This is a genomic window from Bacillus sp. NPDC094077 (assembly GCF_050279465.1).
Lineage (GTDB): Bacteria > Bacillota > Bacilli > Bacillales > Bacillaceae_G > Bacillus_A.
This window is the reverse complement of record NZ_JBNNUF010000001.1, coordinates 840,992-853,829: the sequence shown is the minus strand read 5'-3', so window position 1 is coordinate 853,829 and position 12,838 is coordinate 840,992. Positions and strand designations below refer to the sequence as shown.

General features: G+C 34.8%; 14 protein-coding genes, 1 pseudogene and 2 other annotated features. Of the genes and pseudogenes, 8 read left to right on the top strand and 7 right to left on the bottom strand.

What is annotated here, in order from left to right:
• Positions 1–10: 10 nt before the first annotated feature.
• Entirely contained in the window at positions 11–325 is a 315-nt protein-coding gene (locus ACQKNR_RS04465) for a 4a-hydroxytetrahydrobiopterin dehydratase (protein ID WP_427315644.1), read from the bottom strand.
• A complete protein-coding gene (locus tag ACQKNR_RS04460) occupies positions 306–2,060 on the bottom strand; it encodes an aromatic amino acid hydroxylase (RefSeq protein WP_427315642.1) in 1,755 nt (584 codons plus the stop codon). Before ACQKNR_RS04460 ends, ACQKNR_RS04465 begins: the two co-directional genes overlap by 20 nt.
• Before the next feature lie 161 nt (positions 2,061–2,221).
• Positions 2,222–2,449: a binding site (T-box leader), on the bottom strand.
• Between the two features lie 51 nt (positions 2,450–2,500).
• Positions 2,501–2,733: a binding site (T-box leader), on the bottom strand.
• 197 nt (positions 2,734–2,930) lie between these two features.
• Between ACQKNR_RS04460 and ACQKNR_RS04455 the strand changes: the two genes are divergently transcribed.
• Positions 2,931–4,169, top strand: a complete 1,239-nt coding sequence (locus ACQKNR_RS04455) for a TolB family protein (RefSeq protein ID WP_427315640.1) — start codon at positions 2,931–2,933, stop codon at positions 4,167–4,169.
• A gap of 42 nt (positions 4,170–4,211) precedes the next feature.
• Here the strand turns inward: ACQKNR_RS04455 and ACQKNR_RS04450 are convergent, their stop codons facing one another.
• Both ACQKNR_RS04450 and ACQKNR_RS04445 read right to left on the bottom strand, forming a co-directional pair.
• On the bottom strand, positions 4,212–4,334 hold the full coding sequence (locus ACQKNR_RS04450; protein WP_098335114.1) for a DUF4023 domain-containing protein: 123 nt from the start codon (positions 4,332–4,334) through the stop codon (positions 4,212–4,214).
• Between the two features lie 69 nt (positions 4,335–4,403).
• Positions 4,404–4,742: a phosphoglycerate mutase gene (locus ACQKNR_RS04445; RefSeq protein ID WP_427315638.1), complete on the bottom strand. Its 339-nt coding sequence runs from the start codon at positions 4,740–4,742 to the stop codon at positions 4,404–4,406.
• 168 nt (positions 4,743–4,910) lie between these two features.
• Here ACQKNR_RS04445 and ACQKNR_RS04440 point away from each other — a divergent pair, with 168 nt between their 5' ends.
• From ACQKNR_RS04440 to ACQKNR_RS04430, 3 genes and pseudogenes are all read left to right on the top strand, one after another.
• Complete coding sequence (locus tag ACQKNR_RS04440) at positions 4,911–5,513, top strand: histidine phosphatase family protein (RefSeq protein WP_427315636.1); 603 nt, start codon at positions 4,911–4,913, stop codon at positions 5,511–5,513.
• Between the two features lie 18 nt (positions 5,514–5,531).
• A pseudogene (locus tag ACQKNR_RS04435) lies at positions 5,532–6,171 on the top strand (delta-aminolevulinic acid dehydratase).
• A gap of 264 nt (positions 6,172–6,435) precedes the next feature.
• Positions 6,436–6,936 carry a DoxX family protein gene (locus ACQKNR_RS04430; protein ID WP_097951258.1) on the top strand — a complete coding sequence of 167 codons (501 nt, stop codon included), beginning with the start codon at positions 6,436–6,438 and terminating at the stop codon, positions 6,934–6,936.
• 36 nt (positions 6,937–6,972) lie between these two features.
• On the opposite strand, the gene ACQKNR_RS04425 is transcribed toward ACQKNR_RS04430, so the two are convergent.
• Both ACQKNR_RS04425 and ACQKNR_RS04420 read right to left on the bottom strand, forming a co-directional pair.
• Positions 6,973–7,857, bottom strand: a complete 885-nt coding sequence (locus tag ACQKNR_RS04425) for an alpha/beta fold hydrolase (RefSeq protein WP_427315634.1) — start codon at positions 7,855–7,857, stop codon at positions 6,973–6,975.
• A 15-nt stretch (positions 7,858–7,872) separates the two neighbouring features.
• Positions 7,873–8,706, bottom strand: coding sequence for a GNAT family N-acetyltransferase (locus ACQKNR_RS04420; RefSeq protein WP_427315632.1), 834 nt, complete (start codon positions 8,704–8,706; stop codon positions 7,873–7,875).
• 243 nt (positions 8,707–8,949) lie between these two features.
• On the opposite strand from ACQKNR_RS04420, the gene ACQKNR_RS04415 reads away from it, so the two are divergent.
• Together ACQKNR_RS04415 and ACQKNR_RS04410 are read left to right on the top strand one after the other, a co-directional pair.
• A complete protein-coding gene (locus ACQKNR_RS04415; protein WP_427315630.1) occupies positions 8,950–10,335 on the top strand; it encodes an alkaline phosphatase in 1,386 nt (461 codons plus the stop codon).
• Between the two features lie 12 nt (positions 10,336–10,347).
• Positions 10,348–10,857, top strand: a complete 510-nt coding sequence (locus tag ACQKNR_RS04410) for a hypothetical protein (protein WP_427315628.1) — start codon at positions 10,348–10,350, stop codon at positions 10,855–10,857.
• A 27-nt stretch (positions 10,858–10,884) separates the two neighbouring features.
• Here ACQKNR_RS04410 and ACQKNR_RS04405 read toward each other — a convergent pair whose 3' ends face one another.
• Positions 10,885–11,535, bottom strand: a complete 651-nt coding sequence (locus ACQKNR_RS04405; protein ID WP_427315626.1) for a GTP pyrophosphokinase — start codon at positions 11,533–11,535, stop codon at positions 10,885–10,887.
• Positions 11,536–11,882: 347 nt separating this feature from the next.
• Here ACQKNR_RS04405 and ACQKNR_RS04400 point away from each other — a divergent pair, with 347 nt between their 5' ends.
• Both ACQKNR_RS04400 and rpmG read left to right on the top strand, forming a co-directional pair.
• Positions 11,883–12,509 carry a nitroreductase family protein gene (locus ACQKNR_RS04400; protein ID WP_427315624.1) on the top strand — a complete coding sequence of 209 codons (627 nt, stop codon included), beginning with the start codon at positions 11,883–11,885 and terminating at the stop codon, positions 12,507–12,509.
• Positions 12,510–12,652: 143 nt separating this feature from the next.
• Positions 12,653–12,802, top strand: coding sequence for a 50S ribosomal protein L33 (gene rpmG, locus ACQKNR_RS04395; protein ID WP_001265617.1), 150 nt, complete (start codon positions 12,653–12,655; stop codon positions 12,800–12,802).
• Positions 12,803–12,838: the final 36 nt, after the last annotated feature.

The window sequence follows — 12,838 nt, the reverse complement described above, 5'->3', positions numbered from 1 at the left end:
GCTTCTCCTTTTACTTTCTTATAATTGCTTTTTCGTTTTGTAAAAATAGTTGGTCAAATTGCTTTGCAAGGTCAAAATCTAGTTTCGTTAAACCTTTTGCATTCCATGATGACAAAGTAATAATGACTGCTTTATACTGGATAAGGATAAATGGGTGGTGATTATGTTCTTCTGATAGTTTGGCGGCTTCAGAGACAAATTCGACTCCTTTTAAGTAGTCGGAAAACATATATTTTCTTTCAATCCATTTTTCATCTTTCACTACCCATTTATCTAACTTCAATAATTCCTCTTGAACTTCTTCTTCAGTTAATCGTAGCATCATTTTTCACATCCTTTACCTTCAGTAATGCAAGACCATTCGTAATAAGACGTGTTACAGCTCCGTCCGTTGTGAAAGTAGAAAGCTGTTGTAATAATGCTGCTGATGTTTCGTGACCTTTGTTATGTTCTAAAAGCAATTCTAAAATTTCAAGGCGGAGCAGCCATTCTTTCGGATAAAATTTATTTAACACTTCTTGAATTGCTACTAATTGATCGACATGCGCGTCGTGTAAAATACCTTCACCTCGAATATCACGAACCGTTTGATACATACGTTCAAGCTCATTCAGTACACGTGGAGCAGGAATTTCTTGTACTTCTTCATCCATTGGGAAAAATGCCGCTGCATCTGCTGCACCTGGGAATACAGAAGTAATTGTTGAACCAACAGCCATATCAAATGCGCCCCATGAAGCATCAAATAATAAACGGTCTTTATAAGTAACAGTACAATCGATAAAGGAGATAAGAGAAATCTTTTTATCATTCTTTACAATGTCCGTTACGGTTCCTTTTACATGAATACCACTTGCAAAAGTAAGTTCTGTAATATTTCCAATTGTAATTCCTAATGATTGTAATTGTTCATCTGTACAACTTTCTAATGCAATATTTTCAGTGAGTAATCCAATTGGTGTCCCAAATCCGTCACTGTGTACAGAAGTAGAATGACTTGCTAGCTGTTTATTGTGAATTGCTAATGCAGTTGGTGAGCTTGTTCTCATGTAAATGACTTCACCAGCATCATTTTTAATTGTTTCTGTAAATGTACCTGTAATTTGTAATCCGCTATTTAGCTCAGTAGTAGCATGGTTTTCGGAGCGGATTGCTTTTTCTAATCCTTCTGTGCCACCTGTTTTGAATGCCATCGTTTCAGAGAATCTCTCAAGTGCCTCGGTCAACTCTTCAAATGATTCACAAACAAATAGTTGTGGCTGCATCTTTGTTACGTCATAAGTTGTCCCTGTGCAAGCTTCAATTGAGAAAGGAACTTTTTCTACAGCGTCTGTTAAGCAATGTTTACTTTCACCAACAGAGGAAAGAAGACCAGCACCATATATTTTTGGATCGTCTATACTTCCAATTAAGCCGTATTCCACTGTCCACCAGAAAAGACGTGAAATTTGTTCGGCTTCTGATAAACCAGAAACTAAGTTTTGCTTTTCAATTACAGCACTTTCAGCTGCTGCAACTTCTTCAGGTGTAGAAGTAGGGCTTTCTTTTACAATCGTTAATGTACGAACAGCTTCAAACGCATCATGTTCTTCTTTTGTAGAGAAAGCTTTCGCACCAATTTGTCCAAAACGTTTCACATATTTTGCATATGTAGGATCAAGTAAAATCGGTGCGTGTCCTGCTGCTTCGTGTACGATATCTGGAGCCGGTGTGTACTCGATATTTTCTACTTTACGAATATCTGTTGCGATTGGTAGTAGTCCGTGCCCCTGAAAATCGAAGAATGCTACGCCGGGAATAAGTCCATCAATCGTTACAGCTCCCCAGCCACTTGGTGCTAAACATTCATTCATTTCTTCTACCTTTGGAATTGCATCTATATTAATACCAGATGATTGTAGTCCGTTCACATAGGCTGGATGAGCAACGTCTTTTAAGAAACTATGATTTTGTCTCATAATGTAACGCCAAACAGCGTGATTCACCGGTGTATATTGATCATAATGCTGTGTGGATACGAATGGTTTTAAATGCGATGGAATTTCTGTTTTCTTTGTCATTTAGACATCCTCCTTTTTTTCTATAAAATCGAATATCGGTTTCTTATAGTTTGTACCACCACCTTTCATAATTGGAAGCGCTTATAAAATTTTATCATAAGATTCGGAATTATTTAACATTTGTTTCTGTGAGAAATAGAAAAAGCCCTATCGGAACATCCGATAGGGGCGAAAAAATCGCGGTACCACCCTATTTGTAAGTGAAAATACACTTACATCTTAATTCATGATAACGGAAAAATCCCGTCTTTTCCTTCATGCGTACAAGCACTACGAAAAAGAAGCTCCAGAATTGTAATTCGTACTTATATATGTGCTAATTTCCACCGACCACTAGCTCTCTGTAACAGGGATATAATATACTACTGCGATTCTTTCAACGCGTATATATGAAGTTGTATAAAAGGGAAGGACGCAAAAAAGTCCCTATCGGAAAATCCGATAGGGACGATAAAAATCGCGGTACCACCCTAATTGTAAACAGAAAAACTGTTTACCACTCACTGTAAGATAACGGAAAGATCCGTCTTTCTCTTCATGCATCATGTGCTGCACTACGGGAAAGAAGCTCCAGAATTGTAATTCACGCTTGTATGTGTACTGATTCGCACCAACCATCAGTTCTCTGAGACAGGGATATAAGTCGCTACTAGTATTCCTTCAAAGCCGATATATAATTCGTTCAACTAAACTATGTTTCGTATTATAAAACTATATTTGAAAGATTGTCAACAATAATTTTATCCTATCTAAAAATTGACTTTAAAGTAAAGCGGCTAGATGGGAATCTTATTGCCTGTCAAAGCTGGATAAAAATCGCATATAGTAAGCAGAATGTGAGGAATGCTATAAGAAAAATGGAGGGGGCGTATGAAAGGATTTATCGTAAGTAGTAGTTTAGTTTTGTTCATTTTTTTATCTTCAATTTCTAGTACTAGTGCGGAACATAATGGAGTGAAAATTGCTTTTATTCGTCATCATGATCTTTGGATTAAAGTGGATAGGAAAGAAAAAAAACTTACAAAAGGGGAGTACATAACAGGACCGAAGTGGTCGCATGATGGAGAGTGGCTTGCATATGCAAAAGGAGAGAAACAAAATCAACTGGAATTGTATCGGCTGAAAGATGGGAAGAAAGTCACACCGATTCAATCAGAAGTATTGAATTATCAATGGTCACCGGTTGAGAATGTAATTGCATTTGTATTTGCACGTACATTAAATACGTTTGATGTCCAAAAAAAGAATGCAGATTTTGAAAATGTATCGGCTGGTGTAGGTGACTATGCATGGTACCCTGATGGAAAGAAGTTTCTTGTATCTTCTGAAGCTTATTTACTTCCAACAGGATGGACAGGAGCGCAGCTATATGAAGTGCAAAAGAATGCTCATATGAATCCGCATAAAATGAAGCATTTGTATGCATTGCCAAATGAACATGATGATTTTTTAGCACTAGTTGCAAGTGGATTTAAGTGGTCACCAGATCAAAAATGGATTTCATTTTTAGCGGTACCGACAGCTTCATGGTCAGCTGATAGTAATACACTTTGCTTAGTTCGAGCAGATGGCAGTCGATTTGAAAAAGTAGATCAAATGTTATTAAACACACAATGGTTCCAATGGGCGCCAACAAAAAATATATTAGCCTATATTGAAGGAAGCGGGAGAGTTGCATTAGAGAATAAACATTTAAAAGTAAAAGAACTGCCAACACTCCAGCAGAACACATTTACGCCAAAAGGATATGTCGATTGGGATTTTGCATGGAAGAACGATAAAGTAATTATCGTTTCACGAGCAAAAGAGGCAGGAATAGAAACTCCGCCAGAAAAAAGGCCACTACCATCTTTATATGAGATCGATAGTACGAGCGATGAACAACATCAAATTACAAAGCCATCTAGTAAGCAAGGCGATTATCATCCTATCTTTATGAAGAAGAGCAATCAATTAATATGGATACGTTCAGATCGTAAGAAAGCTGATGTATGGGTTGCTCATAGTGATGGGAAACATGAAAAGAAGTGGATTGAAAATATAGATGTACCAGAGTGGTATTACGAGAAATGGAATTGGGAAAATGTCATCTCGGTGAAAGAAGAATAAAAAACCTGCCTAAAAGATAATTTTAGGCAGGTTTTTTTATTGTTATTTATGTGTTTTATTTGGCTTTTTTTTCCCTGGATTTCCGTTTCCTTGACGTTTTCTATTTTGTTCATCTTTTGCTTGTTTTTCATGCAGTGTATCTAAAAAGTCATTTGAGTTACTCATTTTTATATCGCTCCTTTCATTTCGTCCTAATTACTATAACCATTTAAGAGAATAATCATGAGATAAAAGTTAAGCGCTTAGTTTTCTTCGATAATATAAGTAAAATATTCCATACATAATAAATAGCATAAGTAAAACTTGTAACTCTACATTTTCTTTTAAAATAGCTGCAAAAGGGTCTGGCAAGTAAGGAGATGTGCCGCTTGTTCCTAAACCTAGCCACTTGTTTAAAAGGCTAATGATACAAAACACGAAAACACCAGACCAGCTTGCAATAATTGCTTTATGCTTAATTTTCGTTACCCTTTCATCATCTGTAGCCCAAGGGAAAGCTGTTTTATCGCTAGTAAAGAAGCCATTTATATATCCCCATATTATCATTCCTATAAAGAAAATAATCCATTTCATATTTTGCACCCCTCTCAGATTGTAAAAAGTATTTTACATAAATGATTGTAATGTTTTCCACTTTAAAGTGGAAAATGTTTTTTACACACCAGTTTTTATATAGCAGGAATACAGAATGAAATAGGGAAGAAATATATAAGAGGATTTTATAGTGAGAGGAGAAGGAGTATGAAACTCGTTTTTGTTCGGCACGGTGAAGGTGAGCATACAAAAAATTTGCCGTCGAGTTTACAAGTATTGCATCCTCCATTGACGACAGAGGGAAGGAATCAGGCTAAATTACTTCAATCTGATATACCATTACAAGAAACAGACATATTAATCGCTAGTCCTACACTTCGAACTTTACAAACGGCGACAATATGGAGTACGAAAGTTGCTTGTCAAAAAATCATCCATCCATATGTATCTCCACGTATTTTTCCTTATCGTGAAGGGGCGAAAACATTACCATGTGATCGCATAGTAGATCAGGAAATAATGAAAAAGTTATTTCCACGTTTTTCGATAGAGAAAGGTGCGAATAAGCTTTTATGGCAGCGAGGTATAAATACCATTTCAGAGAATAGTTTTCAGCAAATAGTGGATGAATTTCTTCACTGGTGCTATGAACTAAGAGCTGAAAGAATTTGTATTGTATCCCACGATGGAACAATTACAGCCTATAGGCAATATTTACAGAAAGTCGTTTTAACTAGATCTGATTTTTTGAAAGAAACGGGGATATATGAAATGAATGTATTTAGTCAAAGGGCGATTGATGAGGGCTAATTATAGGATGGAGGGTGTATGGTGAATGTTGCATTAGTAGTTGGTTTTAACTCTGACCTAGAGGCGCAATCAACTCGAGCAACACTTGAATATTTAGTGGCGAGAATTGTGACATATTGGATTGGCAGACCGAAAGATTTCATCGATGTTCTTTCTGGAAAGATTTTATACAAAGATATCAATTATGTTATTTTTTGCTTTCACGGCGAGGAAGGAAAGTTTGTAATGGAAGAGCTAGGTGAAGATGTGTATGAAAAAGATGAACCGAGAGGATACTTTGGTGCAGCAGAAATTTATTAGTTGAACCAATCGGGCGTTTACGGGCAGTTGATCCCTCACCTAACTTCTTTGCTCTAGCCAAATTTTGAGGTGGGAGTCTTACTGCCCGTTAATGCAGGATAAATATGCAAAATTGCATAATACACATATTGTAAATAGCGGGTGTACGTTAGGGGAGAAAAAATTGGCAGAATCATTTTTACGAAGTGGTGCAGAATCGTATATCGGATCGATAGATTATGTTGATGGAAATGCAGCAATTATGTTTATAATACGCTTATTTTACGGGGGTATTAACCATGAAAAAATGTTAGAAGAAGCTTTTCAAGAAGCGAGATTAATTGATGAAAAGAGCGAGACTTTTCGACTATATAAATAGTATGAAACGTGTTTATTCAAATATAGAATAAACACGTTTCACATTTAGCACACATTTTTTTTACAATTCTTTTAATGAAAATGATTATCACCTGTGGTATGATATGTTCAAGTTTTTACAGGTAATAAAAGTTACTATATAAACATTAGTTTTTAATGTTTCATACACATGTCACGAATTATTCATAAATAACATTTGAAAAATAAGTAACTAATGTTATTATATTATCTGTAACTAACTTAATTACAACTTTAGGAGGAAGATATGGTTATTCAATTTTTAAGAGAAAACAAAGCAGTTTCTTTTGTATTAGCGGTAATTCGAGTGTATCTTGGTTACACATGGTTAATGGCTGGAATCGGTAAACTACAAGGAAAAGGATTTGATGCAACGGGTTATTTACAAGGTGCAATTGAAAAATCTAAAGGGGCACAACCGGCTGTTCAATCTTGGTGGGCGTCATTTTTACAAGATTTTGCAATTCCAAACGTTGATTTATTTAATACACTTGTAACATGGGGAGAAATTTTAGTCGGAATTGGTTTAATTGTAGGCTGTTTAACAAAAACGGCGGTCTTTTTTGGTCTTGTAATGAACTTTTCCTATATGTTTAGTGGGTCAATTGGTGTGAACCCTGAAATGGTTATCTTATCTATGTTTGTTCTTGTTTCCGGTATGAATGCTGGAAAACTTGGAATTGACGGCTTCGTTATCCCGAAAGTATTAGGATCAAAAACTCAAAAACGCCAAAAGCAAGCTGCTTAATATATGAAAACGGGTATCTCAAAATGAGATACCCGTTTATTTTTCAGCATTTATAGAATTTTTTTCGAAGAAGTCTTTTACATACCCTACAAATTCTTGTGGCTCTTGACGAAATGGTGCGTGATAGCCTTTTTCGATAATATGGAAAGTGCTATTTTTTAAGAATTGATGATACGTTTCTCCTTCTTTCCAAGAAACGCTACTATCATTTCTACCCCATATAATTAAAGTTGGTTGTTTGATTTCATTTGCATTGATTTGAAGGCGTCTAGGCCATAACTTCATTTTATTATAATGCTCTTCGTCATTCCGCTTGAATTTCACTTTGTTCTCATCATAATCTGTAATAGAAGAAACTGTATTTAAATCAGTCGACAACTGTGGTTTTGGTGAACCTTGTTTGTTAACGAATGTATGAGGGCCGCCTGTAGCGTCAGTTAAAATAAGATGGGTAACCGCTTCAGGGTATAAATATGTTAAATTAAGAGAAATTTCTCCGCCCATTGAATGACCAAGTATTGCGAATGAATCATACCCAAGTTTTTTCATTAACTTATAATACAAATTTGCATGAGTTGGGAATGAATAATAAAAATCCATTGGCTTTGATGAGCGTCCGAATCCTAAAGCATCAACAGAAATAATCGTATGATCTTTTGCTAAATCTGAGTAAATCTTTTGGAAACCATCTGATGATCCTCCAAATCCATGGATCATAAGTAAAGGTGGTTTTTCATTACCAATCTTTTTAAAATAAATGGTTTGACCATCTATTTCTACCATTTTTTCCTCGGTAGCTAGTTTCGCTGCAATTGTATTTTTAACTTGTTTTACTTGTTCTACTGGCTTTTCTGCTGCACTACATCCTACTAATAGTGTAAGAGTAAGACAACCTACCATAAAATAGCTAAATCGCTTCAATTAGGTGTCTCCTTTCTAACATAACGCTGTATCTATCATAGCAAATAGCATATTACGATTTCCAGGAAGTTGGCTACCATTTTTTATCATAAGAGGTGAAAGGAGCGTTTCTTGGAAATTGTCTGTTTGAAGAAATTTACGAAATATAAATTGTGAATGAGGGACATCAATTCGTACTGTGCCATTCCAACATTCACAAATCTTTTTTAATAATTGAATAGCATCCTCCTCTTGTTTTGCGATAAGTGGATTGATACATAATATATTCCCTTTTTGTATACAGAAGGAAAAAGCTCCTATACAGTTATTTCTTTCAATTTTAAAAGAATGCAAGGCTCTTGGTAATAGTAATGAGTAAAGCAGAGAGCGATTAGCACCAGTTACAATTTGATCGAGAGAAGTAATAGAGATAAGGTCTTTTTCTTTCACTTGTTGTGTATGAGTAGTATTCGTCTTAGAAGTCTGTTTTTCAAAACGATGAATTGTTGTTACTGTTTGAAATCCGCACGATGTGTATAGAGGCTCACCAGCTTTTGTCGCAATAAGTGCAATTGGTTGTTTTGGATGAACGTGCTCCAAGCAACGATTTAGCAACATACGCCCTATCCCTTGTCCTTGAAAATTAGGGTGGACGATTAACATGCCAATGGAAGAAAAGCTATTTGTAAAGGGAAATACACCTCCAGCTGCAATCAGTTTATTTTCATGAATATAACCCAAAAGTGTGCCGATAGAAAGATACATTTCGAATTGTTTTTTCATAAAGGTTTTATCCTGTAACCAGCCAACAGCTTTGCACAGATCGAGTAAATCAGAAATGAAAGATTCATTTAGCTTTACTATTTTCATAAGTACTCACCACATTTCTATTAATTTTTATAAAAGTAGATTCAAAATGTAAAATGAAATCCAACTTGTTTATATTTCGATTGTAAAGGGGAAGATGGTTGATATGAAAAGACAAAGTTATACAAATTATAACTGATATTTACATAAGTTAACAAAAAATTTACATATAACTAATTTCCCCTTAATAGTCTTCTATTAAATTTGATAGTGGGAAATGAATAACCTAATTAGGGGGACAAGACAGTGAAAAAGTTTGTGAAAAAAGCATGGCCATTTGCAGTTGTGGCGTCGTTAGCAGTTACTTCGGTAGCAACATGGAATTTTACACGTTCTAGTGAGGTTAATGCAGATGAGAACGGAAACAATGCAAAGATTAAAAATGTCATTGTATTAATTGGGGATGGCATGGGTCCTTCATATATGACGGCTCATCGTTATATGAAAGATAATCCAAAAACATTTGAAATGGAATCTACAGAATTTGATAAACATCTTGTAGGGACACAAAAAACATACCCGGAAGATGAACATGAAAATATTACAGACTCTGCCTCAGCAGCAACAGCTATGTCAGCGGGAATTAAAACATATAATGCGGCAATTGCAGTTGATAATGATAAAGCGGAAGTGAAAACTGTTCTTGAACAAGCGAAAGAACAAGGAAAATCAACAGGGTTAGTTGCAACTTCTGAAATTACACATGCAACACCAGCTGCTTTCGGTGCGCATGATATTAGTCGTAAAAATATGGACGCAATTGCAAATGATTACTTTGATGAGAAAATTAAAGGGAAGCATAAAGTTGATGTAATGCTTGGCGGCGGTGTAAATAACTTTGTTAGAAAAGATCGCAATCTTACAGAAGAGTTTAAGAAATCTGGTTATAGCTATGTAACAGATCGAGATCAATTGTTAAATGATAAAAATGATCAAATTCTAGGTTTATTTGCACCAGGCGGTTTAGATAAAATGATTGACCGTACGGATAAAACACCTTCATTAGAAGAAATGACAAATGCAGCAATTGATCGTTTGAACAAAAATAAAAATGGTTTCTTCTTAATGGTTGAAGGAAGTCAAATCGACTGGGCTGGGCATGATAATGATATCGTTGGTGCAATGAGTGAAATGGAAGACTTTGAAAGAGCATTTAAAGCAGCGATTGAGTTTGCGAAAAAAGATAAAAACACATTAGTTGTTGCAACGGCAGATCACGCTACTGGTGGATTATCTCTAGGTGCGAATGGTGAATATAACTTTAAAGTAGATCCAATTAAAGCTGCAAAACGTACACCAGACTTTATGGCAAATGAGATTGCAAAAGGTGCAAATGTAGAAGAAACATTGAAAAAATATATTGATTTACAATTAACACCAGAAGAAATTAAAGCTGTAAATGATATAGCTCCATCAAAAGATGTAACAAAGATTGATAATGCGATTGAAGATATTTTCAATAAGCGTTCGGTTACAGGATGGACAACAGGTGGACATACAGGTGAAGATGTGAATGTATATGCATTCGGACCAGGTAAATATTTGTTCTCTGGAGTGCAAGAGAATACAAATATCGCTAAACGTGTCTTTGATATTGTTGGCGGTGGCGATCCGAATAAAGGAAGACGCTAATTAAGAGTAAAAGTGAGGCGGGATGCCTCACTTTTCTTTTTAGGAGATGGAAAGATGAGGATTTTTTTTAGGGGAATAGGATCCTTTCTAGTATTTGTATTATTGCTAGTTGGATGTCAAACTCATGAGAATAATAAAGAACAAAAACCTACTACAAAAAAAACTGTGGAAACGGTACAGATAACGAAAGAGGAAGAACAGTCTATTCAAGATGTTATTGGGGCATTTGTACGGACAACAAATGAAAAAAATCTTGTTGAACATATGGAGTTGTTTTCAAAGAAGATGCCTAGTGCTGAAGACTTAAAAACACAAAAAGAAGCAGCTTTTCAAAAGGGAAATAAGAAAATTGAATTGGAACATATAGACATAAAAGCTAGTAAAGCAGGGTATGTTATTGTTGAAACAAAGGAAAAGGAAATAGATGGGGAAGTCACTCTTCAGAAGAAAGTACAGTATGCGCTCGGAAAAGAAGAAGAGAAATGGAAAATCGAAGAGGTCCGCACGATAGAGAAGAAATAAAAAGGTTCTCATTGGAGAGAACCTTTTTTAAAGTGGTAATAAAATTTGACTTGAGCATGCTTCAATTTCATCGATATCTTGACGAATTGTCGCCATTTTATTATCAAGATCTTCAGCTTTCATTGCTGCATCATGTAGTTCATCTTTTAAATAATCAGGTATATTTCCTTCATATTTATAGTAAAGTTTATGCTCTAAACTTGCCCAAAAGTCCATTGCAAGTGTACGTAACTGAATTTCTGCAAATACATCTTTTGTACCAGAATTTAGTGATAAAGGATATTTAATAATCATGTGTAAACTTTTATATCCATTTCCCTTTGGGTTAGCAATATAATCTTTTACTTCTATGACTTCCATATCCTCACGTTTTTGAATTACCTCTTTTAAATGGTAGATATCTTCTACGAAGCAACATGTAATACGAATGCCAATGATATCTTGTAAATGTGTTTGAGCATTTTCAACTGTTGGTAATAAATTTTTACGTTCCAGCTTTTTAATAATACTTTCAGGTTGTTTCAGTCTTGTTTTTATATGTTCAAACGGGTTGTAGTCCTCTAGAAATTGAGCTTCCCGGTTCATAATTTCAAATTTAGTTTTTAACTCTTCTAAAGCAAATGTATACGGTAGTACAAAAGCTTTCCAGTAGTTAACTGTTGATTGGTTATATTCCATTTATATACACACCTTTTCCTATTTACAAGTGAGGTTGTTATTATACTAAATACCAAATCATATAAGCGCAAGCGGCAAATGATGAGATCATAAAACGATATTTAGTTTTCATACTTTCAACTCCTTTCAAGTAAGGTTTTATACGATTAAACGTGATTGTTAATAAGTTCACTATGTACAATTTCTATAGTAATAGATTCGTGTGAATTTCGTATGAACTAATTGTTTCAACTTTTTGTCTTTTTTATATATCATCATTATTACCCATAATTTAAAGTGATTTTATTTGATTTATTTATCTGTATAAATTAATGTATATTTAAATTTATGGTTATTGAGGAGGATATATGGTGAATTTTGAAGAGTTAGCAATTGCTAGACGTTCCGCAATGAAATTTATACAAGGTATAGAAATCCCTGATGAGGATTTTAAAAAAATATTTGAGTTAACGAAGCTTTCTCCATCTTGTTATAATTTGCAACATGCACATTATGTCGTAATTCGTGATCAAGAGCGAAAAGAAAGATTAAAAGAGTTAGCTTTTGGACAATATAAAGTATCGAGTGCATCTGCGGTAGTGCTAGTTTGTGGTGATAAGAGAGCATACCAAAATGTTGAAAATATTTATTTCGGTATGAAGGTTTTAAAGATGATTGATGAATGTGAATATGAAGATACAATTAGGCAAACGAAAGGGTTATATGAAGGAAAAGGAGAACGCTTCATGGAAGATGAAGCGATTCGAAATGCTTCGTTAAGCGCGATGACTTTTATGTACGCGGCTAAATATTACGGCTATGATACGTGTCCAATGATTGGTTTCGATGAAAAAGCAGTACAAAGTGAATTAAATATGCCGGAGCATATAGTACCTGTCTTAATGATTACGATAGGAAAAAGTGATACTACTAAAACTCGCCCAAGAGGATACCGAAAGCCGATTAGTGAGTTTGTTACATATGAATCGTTTTAACAGAATTTATAGATCATAAAAACAAAAGGGTTCTAAATAGAACCCTTTTGTTTTGCAATTGACAAAGAGAGTGAAGTTATATAATATATAAATCGTAATCATTACGTTTTAGTTGCAATCTTTGAAAGAAAGGAGAATTACATATGCGTGTAAATATTACATTAGCTTGTACGGAGTGCGGTGATCGTAATTATATTTCTAAAAAAAATAAACGAAACAATCCCGAGCGCATCGAACTAAAAAAATATTGTCCACGATTAAAGCGAGTAACATTACATCGTGAAACGAAGTAGAAGACTAGAGATTTCTCTAGTCTTTTTTTAATAAGT